This window comes from Prauserella oleivorans, from assembly GCF_042685745.1.
Taxonomy (GTDB): domain Bacteria; phylum Actinomycetota; class Actinomycetes; order Mycobacteriales; family Pseudonocardiaceae; genus Prauserella_A; species Prauserella_A oleivorans.
Genome location: NZ_JBHUNT010000001.1, coordinates 4,026,543 through 4,042,791, shown reverse-complemented (window position 1 = coordinate 4,042,791; position 16,249 = coordinate 4,026,543). Strand labels below are relative to the sequence as shown.

Here is a 16,249-nt window from a genome sequence, read left to right as displayed (position 1 = left end):
GGCGGAAGGGAGCGGACATGACGCAGCGCGATCCAGGCGGCGGGTTCGTCCGGGTTCTGGGCAGGCTCGATGTCGTGGCGCTGGCATTCGGCGCGATGATCGGGTTCGGCTGGATCGTCCTGACCGGCGGCTTTCTCGAGGACGCCGGAAGTCTCGGGTCGGCGCTCGCATTCGTCATCGGCGGTGTGGTGGTCGCGCTGGTCGGCCTGACCTACGCGGAACTCGTGTCGGCGATGCCCGCGGCCGGCGGCGAGCACAACTACGCGCTGCGCGCACTGGGCTCCCGGCCCGCGTTCGTCACGTCCTGGGCGCTGGTGCTCGGCTACGTCTCAGTGGTGGCGTTCGAGGCGGTGGCGCTGCCGCAGACGCTGCTGTACCTGGCGCCGGACATGCTGGCGGGCAAGCTGTGGACGGTCGCCGGGTACGACGTCTACGCCACGTGGGTGGCAGTCGGCGTGGGTGGTGCGATCGTGCTCACCGCGCTCAACTACGTCGGCGTGCGTCCCGCCGCGGTGTTCCAGACCGTCGCCGTTCTCGGGTTGCTCGCGGTCGGTGTCCTGCTCACGGCCGGCGCCGTCACCGGCGGGTCGGTGGCGAACATGGAGCCGTTGTTCACCGGTGGTCTGTCAGGAGTCCTGCTGGTCCTGGTCGCGACGCCGTTCCTGTTCGTCGGGTTCGACGTGATCCCGCAGTCGGCGGCCGAGATCGACCTGCCGCCGAAGCGGATCGGCTCGCTGCTGCTCGTTTCGGTGCTGATGGCGATCGCCTGGTACGTCATGGTCATGCTGACCGTGGGTTCCGGACTGAACGACGCCCGGCTGGCCGGGTCGGAACTGCCCACGGCGGACGCGATGGCGTCGCTGTGGGGAAGCCAGGCCATGGGGACCGTCCTGGTCCTCGGCGGGGTGATCGGCATCGTCACCAGCTGGAACGGCTTCCTGATCGGGGCGAGCCGCCTGGTGTTCGCAATGGGGTCGTCCGGGATGCTGCCGCGCTGGTTCGGTCGCCTGCACCCGCGGTTCGGCACCCCCTCGAACGCGGTGCTCCTCGTCGGTGCGCTGTCCGTGCTGGCACCGTTGTTCGGCAGGGAGATGCTGGTGTGGCTCTCGGATGCCGGCAGCCTCAGCATCGTCGTGGCCTACCTGATGGTGGCGGTGTGCTTCCTGGTGCTGCGGGTGCGGGAGCCGGACATGCCGCGCCCGTTCCGGGTGCCCGCCGGCCGCACCGTCGGCGTGGCGGCGATCGTACTCAGCCTGGCCGTGACGGTGCTGTTCCTGCCGGGCATGCCCGCCGAGCTCGACTGGCCGTCGGAATGGGTCATCGTCGGGGGTTGGGCGCTGGCGGGCCTTGTGCTGGTGCTGCGGCTGCCCCGCGTGCGCGCGGGCGTCGACGCCGAGGAACGGCTCACCGCCGTCGTGCGCGCACCACGCTGAGCCGGCGGCCGCTCAGGTGGTCTCCGCCCGCGGCGCGGCCACCGGGTTCGGCGCGTGCAGGAGGCCTGCGACCTCGGCATCGGACACGGGGGAGAAGTCGCGGTACCAGAGGCCGACCGCCCGCATCCACACGCGCGGATTCGGGCAGACCGTGTGGTCGGTCGAGTGGGAAAGCTCCTCCAGGATGTCGGCGGGCGCCACCGGCACGGCCAGCGCGAGCCAGCGGGCGTCGTGTGTGCGCACCACCCGCAGCGCGGCCCTCGTCGTGGCACCCGTGGCGATCCCGTCGTCGACCACGACGACCGCCCGTCCCTTCAGCGGCAACGGTGGCCTGCCCCGGCGCAGGAGGGTGTCCAGCCGGTCGATCTCCGCGAACTCGCGGCGCGCGGCCTCCTCGACTTCCTCGTCCGTGAGCCGCAGGCGCCGGATCATGTCGGCGTTGGTGACGACGACCCCGCCTTCACCGACGGCACCGATCGCCAGCTCCGGCCGGTCCGGTGCGCCGAGTTTGCGGACCAGGACGACGTCCAGATCCCCGCCGAGCGCGTCCGCCACCTCGCGAGCCACGACCACGCCACCGCGGGGAAGGCCGAGCACGACGGGCCGGTGCCCGTGCAGATACTCGAGCCGGCCTGCGAGCTCGCGCCCGGCTTCCCGTCGATTGGCGAATTCCATCTGGACATTCTCCCGTCCGGCCGCGCCACTGCCATCACGAGTTCACATAGGACGGCAGAGAAATCCTCAGTGGACGAACTGCTCGGGAATTCCGGGCGCGGACGCGTGGTCGTGCGCCGACTCGATGTCCGCCGCGACGGCCGTGAGCAATTCCTCGGTGAGATCGGTGAGCGCCCGCGCGATCGCGAGCTCGCCCGCGACCTGGGGCACCCGGGCGACGTCGACGCCCCGGTGGGCCAGGCCGATGCCGATGAAGTGGTTACCGGCGTCGTCGCCGAGCCGGATGCGTGCCTGGGTGGTGCCGTCGTGTTCGTCGAGGACGACCGAGATCGTCCAGCGGGCCTGCTGTGCCATATTCCTCCTCCGAACCGCGATATCCACGTTCCCAGTTCCGCGCGATCGTTCCTAGAGTCGTTCGTCCCTATAACCGTCGTGACCAGTCGGAAAAGAGGGCCGAAATACCCTTGGAACACACGCGTGGGTCGGCTGATTCTGGTTCCCGTGACTGCAGTGAACGCCCGGAAGAACGGGCGGCGAGCGACGCCGTGCGGGTGACCGTCGGTATCGGCGTGGACCCGGCGTGTGTCGGCTACGCGCTCGACCAGCTCCACGCGCTCAGCGTGGCAGGGCTCGTGGACGAGCTGCGGGCGGCGCTGTCCCGGGACGGCAGGCGCACGCGGGTCCAGGTGACCGCGGTGCTGGGCGGCCGGGTCCTGTGCGCGAGCACCGCGGGCGACGGCCCGTACACCGCCGTCGATGACGTGCAGAGGGTGGTCGCCGAGGAGGCGGGAGCGGTGGCGGGCTGAGCCGACTCCGCTCAACGTCTACAACGGACTCCACGTGGTTTTCCGGACGATGCTCGTGCAGTATCGGTCTACTCGCGCCCGTGCGGGGTGAAAATGCCTTTCTGGTGAACGGTTTTCACCGTATCCGGCCGGTGGGCAGGCCGTTCGAAAAGTGTTGCGTCGCCTGGTGAGCGGCATAAGATCATGGGCAAGGCCGGGAGCACGGGCGCCGCCGGCTGCGGCGGCGATGGTGCGAACGGGGGAGTTGCCCATCGTCGTGGCACTGGCGGACAATGGTTGTTCCCATGCTCCGACCGTGGGTGCACTGGCCGAACGGGACGAGGCGATCGCATGTATGCGCTCGGCAGGTTCAACCCGGTGAGGGGAACATGGCGCCGGTCCGGCGCCTGGCTCGGACCAGTGGGTTCGCGGCCGCGGCTCCCGTCACGCCCTGCGATGTCACGTGATCGAGTCGGCGGCGAAACGACGCGGCAACACATGACGCGCCGTCGTGGCCGCCCCGGTCCGGCGTCGCCCGGGAGGTGTGCGTGACACCAGCGCAGAAGTCGGTACGGCAGACGGAGCCGCCGGGTGCGCACGGGAGCGCCGCCACCGCGACCCTGCGGCACCGGGTGCTCGCCACCGCACACACCGAGAATTTCCCTGTCGCGCTGCGGTTCCTGCCCCCCGCCAAGCGCCGCCACCTCCAGAACCTGTACACATTCGCCCGAATGGTCGACGACCTCGGCGACGAAGCCCCTGGTGACCGCCGCTCCGCACTCGACGCCATCACCCACGCACTCGACCGGATCTACCGCGGCGACGTGCCGGACCACGCGCTGTACCGGCCGCTCGCCGCCACCATCGCGGCGTGCGACCTGCCGCGCGAGCCGTTCGACCGGCTGGTCGAGGCCAACCGGCGGGACCAGACCGTGCACCACTACCGCACGTTCGACGACCTGCTCGGCTACTGCACGTTCTCCGCAGACCCGGTCGGCCGCCTGGTGCTGGCCGTGTTCGACGTCGTGACGCCGGAGCGGGAGGCGCTCTCGGACCGGATCTGCTCGGCACTCCAGGTGCTCGAGCATTGCCAGGACGTCGCCGAGGACGCCCGTGCCGGCCGGATCTATCTGCCCGCCGAGGATCTGGAGCACTTCGGCGTCTCCGAACGGGACCTGGTGGCTTCGCAGGCGAGCCGGGGCCTCCGGGCGCTCGTCGCGTTCGAGGTGCAACGCGCCGTGGCGCTGCTCGACGAGGGGACGCCCCTGGTCGGCACCCTCACCGGCGCGGCGCGCGCCGCCGTCGCCGGCTACGTCGCGGGCGGGCGGGCAACGGCCGTGGCGCTGGCGGAGGCCGGATTCGACGTGCTCACCGCAACGCCCAGGCCGTCCCGGGCACGTACCGCGGCGGAATGGGTGCGGTTGCTGCTCACCGGCGGTGCACGGTGAGAACCGCCGACGCGTACGACGAATGCGAGCGCATCACGCGCCGGGAAGCACGCAACTTCTCCTACGGGATCCGGCTGCTGCCCCCGCCCAAGCGGCGCGCGCTGAGCGCCGTGTACGCGTTCGCGCGGCGGATCGACGACATCGGCGACGGCGACCTCGCGCGCGAGGTCAAGCTCGAGCGGCTCGAACTCGCCCGCAAGCAGCTGCACACCCTCGACCAGCGGCCGGACGACCCGGTGCTGGTCGGACTCGCCGACGCCGCGGGGCGCTTCGAGCTGCCCCTCGGCGCGTTCGACGAGCTCATCGACGGCTGTCGCGCCGATGTCCTCGGCACCCACTACGAAACGTTCGACCAGCTGCACCACTACTGCCGCTGCGTCGCCGGGTCGATCGGCCGGCTGTCACTGGCCGTGTTCGGCAGTGCCGACCCGGCGCGGGACGCCCGCACCGCCGACGACCTGGGAATCGCGCTGCAGTTGACGAACATCCTGCGCGACGTGCTGGAAGACCGCCGCGACGACCGGATCTACCTGCCCGCCGAGGACCTGCGCCGGTTCGGCTGCACCCTGCGGCTCGACTCGTCCGGTGCGTTCGCCGACGACGAGGACGCCCTGTTGCGCCTGCTCGAGTACCAGGCCGCCCGGGCCGAGGACTGGTACGCCAGGGGACTGCGCCTGCTGCCGGCGTTGGACCCGCGCAGCCGCGCGTGCTGCGGGGCGATGGCGGGGATCTACCACCGGCTGCTGCGCCGGATCGCCCTGCGGCCACGGTCGGTGCTGCACGGCCGCACGTCGCTGCCGGATTGGGAGAAGGCCGCCGTCGCGGCTCGGGCGCTCGCCGGGGCACGGCCATGAGCGCGCACGTCGTGGTGGTCGGGGGCGGGCTTGCCGGGTTGACCGCCGCCTGCGACCTCGCCGACGCCGGTGCCCGCGTCACCCTGCTGGAGAGCCGCGCCCGGCTCGGCGGCGCGACGTTCTCCTTCCAGCGCGACGGGCTCGCCGTGGACAACGGCCAGCACGTGCTGCTGCGGTGCTGCACCGAGTACCAGCGGTTGCTGGCGCGGCTCGGCACCGCCGACGGCGTGGTGCTGCAGGAACGGTTCCGCATGCCCGTGCTCGCGCCCGGCCGCCCCCGCACAGCGCTGGCCCGCACCGGCGGCCCCGCACCCTTGCACCTCGTCGCCGGGCTCGCGACCTACGGCGCGCTCCCGGTGACCGACCGGCTGCGCGCGTTCGCGGCGGCCGCGGCACTGCGGCTGCTCGACCCGGCGGACCCGGCACTTGACGAGCGCACCTTCGGCGACTGGCTGCGCGGACACGGGCAGAACGACACCACGATCGGAGCGCTGTGGAACCTCGTCTCGGTGGCGGCACTGAACTGCGACGCGGACGGGGCGTCCCTGGCGCTTGCCGCGATGGTGTTCCGGACCGCCCTGCTCGACCGCGCCGACGGGGCCGACATCGGGATCCCGCGCTGGCCGCTGGAGGAGTTGCACGTGCGCCCGGCGGAGAAATACCTCCTCACGCGCGGCGCGGAGGTCCGGCTTCGCAGCGCCGTGCGGGCCGTGGAGCGCGACGGCCCGGGGTTCGCCGTCCGGCTCAGCGACGAGACGGTGCGCGCGGACGCCGTGGTGGTCACGGCACCACCGGAGACGGCCGCGGCCGTGTGCCCGCCCGCCGCCGGCCTGTCCGCCCGGCGGCTCGCCGGGCTCGGCGCGAGCCCGATCGTCAACGTGCACGCCGTGTTCGCCGCCCCGGTCACCGATCTGTCGTTCGCGGCGGCCGTCGGTTCCCCGGTGCAATGGGTGTTCGACCGCACCGCCGTGGCCGGGCTCGACCGCGGCCAGTACCTCGCCGTGTCGCTCTCGGCCGCCCGCACCTGGCTCGACCGCCCCGTCGCCGAGCTCCGCGACGTGTTCCTGCCCGAGCTCGGCCGGCTGCTGCCCGCGGCAGCGACGACACCCTGCACCCGGTTCTTCGTCACCCGCGAGCGGCGGGCCACGTTCCGGCAGGCACCGGGCACCGCACGGCTGCGTCCCCCCGCGCGGACGTCGCTGCCGGGACTCGTGCTCGCCGGGGCGTGGACCGCGACCGGATGGCCCGACACGATGGAGGGAGCCGTGCGAAGCGGACATCACGCGGCCGACGAACTCGCAGCACACCTCGGGGGTGGTGCGCCGTGACCGTCACGTTGCCTGCCGAGGTGAGCGCCTCCCAGGCGCTCGTGCGGCCCGCACTGCGCGCCGCGGTGGACGAGCTGCCCGGGGCGATGCGCCGCGTCGTCAGCTACCACCTGGGCTGGACCGACGAGCACGGCGAACCCGCCGACGGCGGCGGTGGCAAGGCCCTGCGGCCGGCACTCGCGCTGCTCGCCGCGCAGGCCGTCCGCGCGCGGCCCGAGGTCGCGGTGCCCGGTGCCGTGGCCGTCGAACTCGTACACAACTTCTCGCTGCTGCACGACGACGTCATGGACGGGGACGTCGAACGCAGGCACCGGCCGACCGTGTGGCGGCTCTTCGGCACACCCGCCGCGATCCTCGCGGGCGACTCGCTGCTGACGCTCGCGATCGACGTCCTTGACCGGTCCGCCGACCCGGTGGCCACCCGCTGCCTCACCGCGGCCGTGCAGGACCTCATCGCGGGCCAGGCGGCCGACGTCGACTTCGAGACCCGCCTCGACGTCGACCCGCAGGAGTGCCTCGCGATGGCGGAGGGCAAGACGGCGGCACTGATGCGGTGTTCCGCCGAGGTCGGCGCCCTGCTGGGCCGGGCGAGCCCGGTGGCCGCCCGCCTGCTGGCGGAGTTCGGCCGCTGCCTGGGCATGGCGTTCCAGCTCGTCGACGACCTGCTCGGCATCTGGGGCAGCCCCGAGGTCACCGGCAAGCCGGTGCTCGCCGACCTGCGGGTGCGCAAGAAGTCCGTCCCCGTGGTCGCCGCACTGACCTCGGGGACCGAGGACGGCGCGGCGCTGCGCCGGCTGTACCAGCAACCAGACCCGCCGAGCGAGGAGGACCTGACCACGATGGCACAGCTGATCGAACGCTCCGGTGCACTGGACTGGACACGGGATCAGGCGCGGCAGTACGTCGTCCGGGCCACGACGTGTCTCGACCGGCTGCACCCCCCCGAGCCGATCCACGCCGCGCTCGCCGACCTCACCCGCTTCGTCGTGGAGCGTGACCGGTGAGCGGGGTGATCGACCGGACGGAGACGGCGGAGACCGTCGCGGCCGCGCGCGCGGCGACCGAGCGGGCTCGCGACTACCTGCTCTCGCTCCAGCACGAGCAGGGTTGGTGGAAGGGCGAGCTGGAGACCAACGTGACAATGGACGCCGAGGACATCCTGCTGCGCCGATTCCTCGGGGTGCTCGACGAGCAGACCCTGGCGGAATCGGCGCGGTGGATCCGGTCGTGCCAGCGTGCCGACGGCACCTGGGCCAACTTCCACGGCGGGCCGCCCGACCTGTCCACCACCGTCGAGGCGTACGTGGCGCTGCGCGTGGCCGGCGATCCGCTCGACGCGGCCCACCTGCGCCGGGCCCGGGAGTACATCCTCCACCACGGCGGCATCGAGGCCACCCGGGTGTTCACGCGGATCTGGCTCGCGCTGTTCGGCGAGTGGTCGTGGGACGAGCTGCCGGTGCTGCCCCCGGAGCTGATGTTCCTGCCCGGCTGGTTCCCGCTCAACATCTACGACTGGGCGTGCTGGGCGCGCCAGACCGTGGTCCCGCTGACGATCGTCGGCTCGGCCCGGCCGAACAGGCCGCTGGGCGTGAGCGTCCGGGAGCTGCGCACCGGACGGCCGCGACCGGAACCCGCGTCGCTGCTCACATGGGCGGGTGCCTTCCACCGGCTGGACGGCGCCCTGCACCTGCTCGAGCGGATACCGGTGAAGCCGCTGCGCGGGCGCGCGCTCGCCCGGGCGGAACGGTGGATCCTCGACCGCCAGGAGGCCGACGGCGGCTGGGGCGGCATCCAGCCACCGTGGGTGTACTCGATCCTGGCCCTGCACCTGCGCGGGTACTCCACGGACCACCCGGTGCTGCGCAAGGCTCTCGACGGGCTGGACGGATTCACCATCCGCGAGCAGACACCGGAGGGTTGGGTCCGGCGCCTCGAGGCGTGCCAGTCGCCCGTCTGGGACACGGCTCTGGCGATCACCGCGCTGCTGGACGCCGGCCTGCCCCCGGACGACCCGGCGCTCGTGCGGGCCGCCGACTGGGTCCTGCGGGAGGAGATCACCGAGCCCGGAGACTGGCAGGTGCGCAGGCCCGATCTCACGCCGTCGGGCTGGGCCTTCGAGTTCGCCAACGACCACTATCCCGACACCGACGACACCGCCGAGGTCGTGCTCGGCCTGCGGCGGGTGGAGCACCCGGAGCCGGCGCGGCTCGGCGCGACGGTGCGGCGCGCGGTGGCGTGGGTGACCGGAATGCAGTCCCGCGACGGCGGTTGGGGCGCGTTCGACGCCGACAACACCCAGTGGCTGTGCGAGAAGCTGCCGTTCTGCGACTTCGGCGCGGTGATCGACCCGCCCTCGGCCGATGTCACCGCGCACGTCGTCGAGATGCTGGCCGCGTGCGGGCAGGAACGTTCCGTGGCGGCGCGGCGGGGCGTGCGCTGGCTGCTCGACCACCAGGAGCGCGACGGGTCGTGGTTCGGCCGGTGGGGAGCCAACCACGTCTACGGCACGGGAGCCGTCGTGCCCGCGCTCGTCGCCTGCGGTGTGCCGCGCAAGCACGAGGCCGTGCGCAGGGCCGTGAACTGGCTGGTCCGGCACCAGAACCCCGACGGTGGCTGGGGGGAGGACATGCGGTCCTATGTGGATCCGAGCTGGGTCGGCAAGGGGGAGTCGACCGCGTCGCAGACGGCGTGGGCGCTGCTCGCCCTGCTGGCCGCGGGGCAGCACGGGGAGCCCGTGCGGCGCGGTGTCGGCTGGCTCGTGCGCGCCCAGCGCGGCGACGGCGGCTGGGACGAACCGCAGTTCACCGGCACCGGTTTCCCCGGTGACTTCTACATCAACTACCACCTGTACCGGCTGGTGTTCCCGCTCACGGCGCTCGGCCGATACGTGGAGGTGAGGCGGTCATGATCACACCGGCTGACGACCTCATCGTGGTCTCACCGCTCATGCTGGAGGTCGGCAGTGTGCGGCGCGGGCTCGGCCGCGGATGTGTGGTCCGCGCGGGTCCGCACGCGCGAAGGGCGAAACGGGTCGCGGCGGCGTTGCGGCAGCAGCCGGGCAGGCCGGTGGCCGTCGCCGGGGTCGCGGGAGCGCTGGTCGACGAGCTCAAGCCCGGTGACGTCGTGGTGGCGAGCGAGGTGCGGTCGGCTCAGGGCACCCACCACTGCCGGTCGGCGCCGCTGCTGGCCACCTGCCTGCGCAGCCTCGGGCTGACCGTCCACGTCGGACCGATGGTGGAGACCGACCACGTCGTCTGGCAGCCCGAGGGGGCACGACTCGCGCTCGACGGCGCCATCGCGGTGGACATGGAGTCGGCGCGCCTGCTGGACATGATCGGCTCCCGGCCCGCCGCGGTGGTGCGGGCCGTGGTCGACACGCCGACCCGGTCGCTGCTGCACCCGGCAACCGTGCCCGGAGGCATCGCCGCGTTGTCGTCATTGCGTGCGATCGGTCCCGCGCTGCACCGGTGGGCGGCGGCCACCGGCGACCGGACGGTACTGCTGGCGGGACCGCGGTCGTTCTGCGCCGGGGTGGAACGTGCCGTGGAGATCGTCGAACGCCTCCTCGAACGGCATCGCCCGCCCGTCTACGTGCGCAAGCAGATCGTGCACAACTCCCGCGTGGTGGGCGAGCTGGAACGTCGCGGTGCGGTGTTCGTGGAGGAGCTCGACGAAGTGCCCGAGGACGCCACCGTGGTGTTCTCGGCGCACGGGGTCTCGCCCGCGGTGCGGGAGGACGCCTCGCGCCGTGGTCTGGACGTCGTGGACGCCACCTGCCCGCTGGTGTCCAAAGTGCACCGTGAGGCGAGACGGTTCGCACGGGACGGCCACACCGTGTTCCTCATCGGTCACGCCGGACACGAGGAGGTGGAGGGCACACTCGGCGAAGCGCCCGAGCGGACGATTCTCGTCGAGCGTGCCGAGGACGTCGCGACCCTCGACGTGGCCGATCCCGAGCGCGTCTCCTACCTGATGCAGACCACGCTCGCCCTCGACGAGGCCGAAGGGATCGTGGCGGCGTTGCGGGAACGGTTCCCGGCGTTGAAGGGCCCCGGTTCCGACGACATCTGCTACGCGACCACCAACCGGCAGGACGCCGTGCGCGCGGTCGCTCGCGAGTCCGACGTCGTGCTCGTGGCCGGGTCGGCGAACTCCTCGAACTCGCGCCGGCTCGTGGAGGTGGCACAACGCGAGGGCGCCAGGGCATACCTCGTGGACAACGTGACCGAGATCGACCTCGACTGGCTCGCCGGCGCGCGCACCGTCGGGCTGTCCGCCGGCGCGTCGGCGCCGACGGTGCTGGTGGACGAGATCGTGGACGCGCTGTCCGGACTGGGCAACCTGGACGTGACCGAGCGCACCACCGCGACCGAGACCGTGAACTTCAGTCTTCCCAAGGAGGTGCGGCATCCATGAACATGCCACTGCACCAGGCCATCCGGGTCGCCCGGCACGTCGTGACCCAGAAACTACGCGGGCGGAAGAAGTACCCGTTCATCATGGAACTGGAGCCGATCCTGGCCTGCAACCTCAAATGCGGCGGCTGCGGCAAGATTCAGCACCCGGCCCACATCCTCAAGCAGCGCATGCCGGTGGAGCAGGCCGTCGCGGCGGTCGAGGAATCCGGCGCGCCGATGGTGTCCATCGCGGGTGGCGAGCCGCTGATGCATCCGCAGATCGACACGATGGTCAACGAGCTCGTCAAGCGCAAGAAATACGTTTTCCTGTGCACCAACGCCGTGCTGCTGCGCAAGAAGATCGACAAGCTGGACCTCAAGCCGTCCAAGTACTTCGCGTTCACCATCCACATCGACGGCTTGCGGGAGCGCCACGACGCGGCCGTGGCGAAGGAGGGCGTGTTCGACGAGGCGGTCGCGGCGATCCGGGAACTCCAGCGCCGCGGATTCCGCGTCACCACCAACACCACGGTGTTCAACACCGACACACCGCAATCGGTGATCGACGTGCTCGACTACCTCAACGACGAGCTGAAGATCGACTCGCTGATGCTCTCGCCCGCCTACGCCTACGAGAAGGCGCCGGATCAGGAACACTTCCTCGGCGTGCACGAGACGCGGGAACTGTTCCGCAAGGCCTTCGCGGGAGGTAACCGGAAACGGTGGCGGCTGGTGCACTCGCCGCTGTTCCTCGACTTCCTCGAGGGCAAAGTGGACTTCGAGTGCACGGCGTGGGGCGTGCCGTTGTACACCCTGTTCGGCTGGCAGCGCCCGTGCTATCTGATGGGTGATGGCTACGCGACGACCTACCGGGAGCTCGTGGAGGAGACCGAGTGGGAGAAGTACGGGCGTGGTCGTGACCCCCGGTGTGCCAACTGCATGGCCCACTGCGGCTACGAGCCCACCTCTGTGCTGGCCACGATGAGCTCGCTCAAGGAGTCGATCCGGGCCGCCCGCGAAACCTGACCGCGCTGGCGTGTCCGCCGCTCGCGTAGCCGTGTCTGCGGTTGGTGTAGCCGTGTCTGCCGTTCGTGTCGTCGTGTTAGCGGTTGGCGTTGCCGAATCGGCCGAACTCGAGCCCGGGGCGGCCTGCATTGGACCTGGATGGCCGACACGCCAACGTGGACGGCACACACGCCGACGTGGACGGCAGACACGGCGACGTGGGCGGCCGACATCCCGACGTCGACGGCGGACACGGCGACGTGGACGGCAGACACGGCGAGTGTCAGCCGAAGCGGCGTTGGAGGGCGTCGGTCAGCACCGGAGCGATGCCGCGCAGCCGCGCGGGCAGGCGCAGCCAGCCCGGGACGAACACCTCGGCCCGGTCCCGCTCCACGGCACGGACCAGCGCCCGGGCCACCCGCTCCGCCGGGACCGGGCGCGGACGGCGTCGCACGTACGGCACGCCTCGGCGGGCGAAGAACGGTGTGTCCACCACCCCGGGCACCACGACGGAGACCCCGACACCGCGCCCGGCCAGCTCGCCGCGCACACTCCCGGCGAGCGCGTCCAGACCGGCCTTCGTCGCCGAGTAGACAGCCTCGTGTGCGACGTTCATGCTGCCCGCGATCGACGACACGAACACCAGATGCCCCCGGCCTCGTGCCACCATCCCGGGCAACGCCGCCCGCACGAGCCGCGCCGGCGCCAGCAGGTTCACCTGCACCAGCTTCTCGAGCGTGTCCGCCGGCATCGCCTCCAGCGGACCCGCCCAGCCCAGTCCCGCGTTGCAGACGAGCACGTCGACGGGCCCCGCCTCGGCGAGCACTTGGTCGGCCGCGGCCGGATCGGTGAGGTCGGCCACGCACGCCCGGCCACCGGTGCGGTGTGCCACGTCGCCGAGCGCATCGGCGTCCCGGCCGACGACAAGCACCGAGCAGCCCCGGCGGGCGAGCAGCTCCGCCGTCGCGGCCCCGATGCCGGAAGAACCTCCGGTGACCACGGCGTTCGTCCCGGGTGCGATCACACGTCCTCCCTCACGTCGTCGCCGGCCGCCCGCGCCACCACCGGCGCCCGCAGGCTGAGCAGGGCGATGCCGGCGATGGCCACCGCGAGCCCGGCCACCTGTCCCGCGATGGCAGCCGCTCCGCTCGGCAGCTCCTCGCCGAACCACAACGCTCCCAGCCCGATGCTCACCAACGGGTCCAGCGCGACGATCACCGCCAGCGCGGGCGCCAGCGCGACCCCGACGCGGAACGCGTTCTGGCTCAGCAGGAACCCGGTCACGCCGCACAGCACCACCGCGTACACGTGCCACTGCCCGAACATCGCTGCCGGGCCGCGGCGAAGATCGTCCGCCGCGAGCTTCGTCAGGCCCGCGGTGACGCCGTACAGCACGCCGGTCGCGGTGGCCAGCGCCATCACCCGCGGCCGCCCCGCCCACCGTGCGGCCACCGCCAGCGACCCGGCGACCAGCACTGCGAGCCCGACCGCCAGCGGGAGCGCCTCGCTCGGCTCCAGCCTGCCGTGACCCGCCGCGGGCCGTGCGACGAGGAAGAACGTCGTCAGGCCCACGACACAGAGCCCCGCGCCGAGCAGCACGATGCCGTCGGGCCGTCGCCGGCGCAACGCGTCGCTGCCGAGCACCGCGAACACCAGCGCGGTCACCAGGAGCGGCTGCACGAGCACCAGGGGAGCACTGCTCAGCGCGATCCACTGCAGGACGATGCCGAGTCCGTTGGTGAGCAGCGACGCCACCCACAGCGGTTGCCGGAGCAGCGTGAACACCAGCCCCCACCGCACGGCGGGCCCGCCGGGAACCCGGCGTGCGGCGCGGTGCTGGAGCGCGCCGGTGAGACCGAACGCGGCCGCTGCCAGGATCGCGGCCGGTACCGCCACCCACAGCTGTGAGCCCGCGCCGGTCATGGCGAACCGTCGGCACCGGCCAGTTCGGCGATGACGGTGTCCGTGCGCTCCGCGATCCGGTCGGTGCAGTCGGCGAGCGCGGGCGGGCCGGTGAACACCATCGTGATCCACTCACCCCAGGTCATCGCGCCCCACGCGAGCCCGCTGCCGGGCGCGAGTGCGAGCACCGGATACGCCTCGGACATGTGCGAGCCGTGCCAGTAGATCGTGCGGCGCGGACCGGGCATGACGGTGGCGATGGCGTTGAACCAGTCGCCGCGATACACCGCGCGTGCCGCGACCGCGTGCAGCCGCGGCGGCAGGTGCCCGATGAGCCGCACGACAGCGTGCGCGGCCTCGGGCGCGCCGCCGTCGAGGTGGTCCCGCAGCTGCCGGGCGATGAGCTCCGCGCGCTGCCGCACGTCCATCGGGCCGAGCGGCAGGTCGACGGAGACCGCCCCGGTGTGGTTTCCCGCTGCGCGCAGGCTGTCGGTTCCGCGCAGCGACCACGGAACCATCAGCCGGAACGCTTCCGGTTCCACGACGTCGTGCAGGGCCTGCGCGAACGCCGCCTTGAGGAGTTCGGCGGGTGTCACGCCGAGGGCGCGCGCCACCTGGCGGACCCGTCGCCCGGGCAACCGGACCATCGCGTGGTGGCGGCGCGCGTCCGGGATCTCGGTGTCGAGCGCGCACGTGGGTGCACGGCCGGCGCGCGCGAGCCGCCACAGCCCGCGGACGAGGGTGCGTGGCGCGGGCCGGAACCCGTTGTCACCCACCGGGGTCGCCGGTCTGGTCGCCCAGGACAAGCCGGTCGCCGTGTCGGTGTCGGACAGCAGCGCCTGCAGCACCGTCATGCCGTCGCCGAGCGCGTGGTGCAGTTTGACGAGGAGGGCCCGCCGGCCGTCCGGCAGGCCGGTGACCAGCCTGCCCGCGCCCAGCGCCCGCGCCGGGTCGAGCGGCTCGGAGAAGAACTCGTCGACGGCGCGGGTCAGATCCGCGCACCGGAGATCGTCCACAAGCGACAGGGGGTCCGCACCGTCGCCGGGATCCCACCGTGCCCGTCGGAACGTCGTCGCGGGCAGGAACCGGCCCCCGATTCCCGGTACCGTGGCGAGCATCCCCGCGCAGTGCTCCAGGGTCAGTGGCGGGCCCGCCTCGTGGACCAACACCGTGCCCACGTATTGCGGCACCTCCGGGGTACTCGCGTGCAGGAACAGGGCATCCGGCGCGGCGAGCGGCCGAGCGCGAGCCGGTGCGCGGGTTCCGGCGACGGCGCGCAGGACATCCTCGAGCCGCCGCCCGCGGGCGAATGCGATCGCCGCGTCTTCCCGCGCCCGGAGCCCGGCCGGGTTCGTGGCGTACTCGCGGATCGTGCGCGCGAGTTCGCCCGGCAGGGTGCACACCGTGGCGAGCCCGGCGTCGGCCATGAGGACCGCGTTGGCGCGGCCGTGTCCGGCGATCGGCCGGTGGAGGACCACGGCCCGGCCGCACGCGAGCGCCTCGAGCGCGGTGGCGCCCCCCGCGTTGCTCACCACGACGTCGGCGGCCGTGAACAGGGTCGCCATGTCCTCCACCCAGCCGAGGACGCGTACCCGGGGCCGGTCGCCGAACGCGCGCTCCAGCCGGGTCCGCAGGCCGTCGTTGCGTCCCGTCACCACGACGACGTGCGCGTCGGGCGCGCCGGCGAGGATCTCCCGCACCGCCTCGTCACCGCGGCCGAACGCGAGCGAGCCACTGGAGACCGCGACGACGAACCCGTGGTCGGGCAGGTCCAGCCGACGCCGTGCCCGAGACCGGTCACCGGGCCTGAACGCGTCGCCGACCGGTGGCGCGGACACCCCCACGGACGCCCCGGGGACGCTCTCGCGCGCCGGCGCGACCGCGACGTCGTGCAGCACCAGGTTGAGGTCGACGTCCCGATGCACCCACGAGGGATGCGGTGCGAAGTCGGAGATCCACGCCGCGGTGGGCACGGCCAGCCCCCGGTGGCGACGCAGCCACTCCAGCCCCGTGCTGCCCATCGGGTACGTCGAGAGCACGATATCCGGTCGTGCTCCGTCGATGTGCGGTGCCAGGGCGCGTCCGCTCCACGCGCCGATCACGCGCTTCGCGGCGCGGGCGAACCAGCGGTGGTGCCACACCCAGGCGTAGAAGAACTCGTACAGCCACGGCAGCCGTTCGACGGCGACGCGGTAGATCCACCGGAACGCCGGCCCGGTGCCGCGCCCCATGGCGTCCAGGACGTCGAGCCAGCCGACCTCGACATCCGGCCACACCCTGGCCGCGGCGGTCCGCAGCGCGCGGCCCGTGGCGTTGTGGCCCTCGCCCATGGTCGCGGACACGATCAGCAGCCGCCGTGGTCCGCTCGGCTCCGGGTTCGCAGTCGTCGTCACCACCGCCGTCCGTGTCCGGATCACCGGAT

At 72.6% G+C, this 16,249-nt stretch carries 14 protein-coding genes; 9 read left to right on the top strand and 5 right to left on the bottom strand.

Annotated elements, in window-relative coordinates; genetic code table 11:
* The first annotated feature begins 17 nt into the window (after positions 1-17).
* A complete protein-coding gene (locus ACFSZT_RS19790) occupies positions 18-1,433 on the top strand; it encodes an APC family permease (protein ID WP_377391237.1) in 1,416 nt (471 codons plus the stop codon).
* 12 nt (positions 1,434-1,445) lie between these two features.
* On the opposite strand, the gene ACFSZT_RS19785 is transcribed toward ACFSZT_RS19790, so the two are convergent.
* The gene (locus ACFSZT_RS19785; protein WP_377391234.1) at positions 1,446-2,108 is read right to left on the bottom strand and encodes a phosphoribosyltransferase; all 663 of its coding nucleotides are present in this window, start codon (positions 2,106-2,108) and stop codon (positions 1,446-1,448) included.
* 66 nt (positions 2,109-2,174) lie between these two features.
* A complete protein-coding gene (locus ACFSZT_RS19780; RefSeq protein WP_377391231.1) occupies positions 2,175-2,462 on the bottom strand; it encodes a dsRBD fold-containing protein in 288 nt (95 codons plus the stop codon).
* 197 nt (positions 2,463-2,659) lie between these two features.
* Between ACFSZT_RS19780 and ACFSZT_RS19775 the strand changes: the two genes are divergently transcribed.
* The 8 genes from ACFSZT_RS19775 to hpnH all read left to right on the top strand — a co-directional run bounded on the left by ACFSZT_RS19775 (position 2,660) and on the right by hpnH (position 11,946).
* Positions 2,660-2,914 carry a hypothetical protein gene (locus ACFSZT_RS19775; RefSeq protein WP_377478313.1) on the top strand — a complete coding sequence of 85 codons (255 nt, stop codon included), beginning with the start codon at positions 2,660-2,662 and terminating at the stop codon, positions 2,912-2,914.
* 527 nt (positions 2,915-3,441) lie between these two features.
* On the top strand, positions 3,442-4,341 hold the full coding sequence (hpnC, locus tag ACFSZT_RS19770; protein WP_377391225.1) for a squalene synthase HpnC: 900 nt from the start codon (positions 3,442-3,444) through the stop codon (positions 4,339-4,341).
* The gene (gene hpnD / locus ACFSZT_RS19765) at positions 4,305-5,195 is read left to right on the top strand and encodes a presqualene diphosphate synthase HpnD (protein ID WP_377391222.1); all 891 of its coding nucleotides are present in this window, start codon (positions 4,305-4,307) and stop codon (positions 5,193-5,195) included. The genes hpnC and hpnD overlap by 37 nt, the downstream gene beginning before the upstream one ends.
* On the top strand, positions 5,192-6,523 hold the full coding sequence (hpnE, locus tag ACFSZT_RS19760; RefSeq protein ID WP_377391219.1) for a hydroxysqualene dehydroxylase HpnE: 1,332 nt from the start codon (positions 5,192-5,194) through the stop codon (positions 6,521-6,523). Before hpnD ends, hpnE begins: the two co-directional genes overlap by 4 nt.
* Positions 6,520-7,527 carry a polyprenyl synthetase family protein gene (locus tag ACFSZT_RS19755; RefSeq protein WP_377391216.1) on the top strand — a complete coding sequence of 336 codons (1,008 nt, stop codon included), beginning with the start codon at positions 6,520-6,522 and terminating at the stop codon, positions 7,525-7,527. The genes hpnE and ACFSZT_RS19755 overlap by 4 nt, the downstream gene beginning before the upstream one ends.
* Positions 7,528-7,532: 5 nt before the next feature.
* The gene (shc, locus tag ACFSZT_RS19750; RefSeq protein WP_377391599.1) at positions 7,533-9,431 is read left to right on the top strand and encodes a squalene--hopene cyclase; all 1,899 of its coding nucleotides are present in this window, start codon (positions 7,533-7,535) and stop codon (positions 9,429-9,431) included.
* A complete protein-coding gene (locus ACFSZT_RS19745) occupies positions 9,428-10,939 on the top strand; it encodes a 4-hydroxy-3-methylbut-2-enyl diphosphate reductase (protein ID WP_377391214.1) in 1,512 nt (503 codons plus the stop codon). The genes shc and ACFSZT_RS19745 overlap by 4 nt, the downstream gene beginning before the upstream one ends.
* Entirely contained in the window at positions 10,936-11,946 is a 1,011-nt protein-coding gene (gene hpnH / locus ACFSZT_RS19740) for an adenosyl-hopene transferase HpnH (RefSeq protein ID WP_377391211.1), read from the top strand. The genes ACFSZT_RS19745 and hpnH overlap by 4 nt, the downstream gene beginning before the upstream one ends.
* A gap of 262 nt (positions 11,947-12,208) precedes the next feature.
* Here the strand turns inward: hpnH and ACFSZT_RS19735 are convergent, their stop codons facing one another.
* The 3 genes from ACFSZT_RS19735 to ACFSZT_RS19725 are packed head-to-tail and all read right to left on the bottom strand — an operon-like array spanning position 12,209 to position 16,220.
* On the bottom strand, positions 12,209-12,949 hold the full coding sequence (locus tag ACFSZT_RS19735) for an SDR family NAD(P)-dependent oxidoreductase (RefSeq protein WP_377391208.1): 741 nt from the start codon (positions 12,947-12,949) through the stop codon (positions 12,209-12,211).
* Positions 12,946-13,848, bottom strand: a complete 903-nt coding sequence (locus ACFSZT_RS19730) for a DMT family transporter (protein WP_377391205.1) — start codon at positions 13,846-13,848, stop codon at positions 12,946-12,948. The genes ACFSZT_RS19735 and ACFSZT_RS19730 overlap by 4 nt, the downstream gene beginning before the upstream one ends.
* Complete coding sequence (locus tag ACFSZT_RS19725) at positions 13,845-16,220, bottom strand: wax ester/triacylglycerol synthase domain-containing protein (protein WP_377391202.1); 2,376 nt, start codon at positions 16,218-16,220, stop codon at positions 13,845-13,847. Before ACFSZT_RS19725 ends, ACFSZT_RS19730 begins: the two co-directional genes overlap by 4 nt.
* Between the last annotated feature and the right edge of the window lie 29 nt (positions 16,221-16,249).

Coding starts and splice junctions, on each gene's coding strand:
- ACFSZT_RS19790 (WP_377391237.1), top strand. CDS start 18: ATGACGCAGCGCGATCCAGGCGGCGGGTTCGTCCGGGTTCTGGGCAGG.
- ACFSZT_RS19785 (WP_377391234.1), bottom strand. CDS start 2,108: ATGGAATTCGCCAATCGACGGGAAGCCGGGCGCGAGCTCGCAGGCCGG.
- ACFSZT_RS19780 (WP_377391231.1), bottom strand. CDS start 2,462: ATGGCACAGCAGGCCCGCTGGACGATCTCGGTCGTCCTCGACGAACAC.
- hpnD (WP_377391222.1), top strand. CDS start 4,305: ATGGGTGCGGTTGCTGCTCACCGGCGGTGCACGGTGAGAACCGCCGAC.
- hpnE (WP_377391219.1), top strand. CDS start 5,192: ATGAGCGCGCACGTCGTGGTGGTCGGGGGCGGGCTTGCCGGGTTGACC.
- ACFSZT_RS19745 (WP_377391214.1), top strand. CDS start 9,428: ATGATCACACCGGCTGACGACCTCATCGTGGTCTCACCGCTCATGCTG.
- hpnH (WP_377391211.1), top strand. CDS start 10,936: ATGAACATGCCACTGCACCAGGCCATCCGGGTCGCCCGGCACGTCGTG.
- ACFSZT_RS19730 (WP_377391205.1), bottom strand. CDS start 13,848: ATGACCGGCGCGGGCTCACAGCTGTGGGTGGCGGTACCGGCCGCGATC.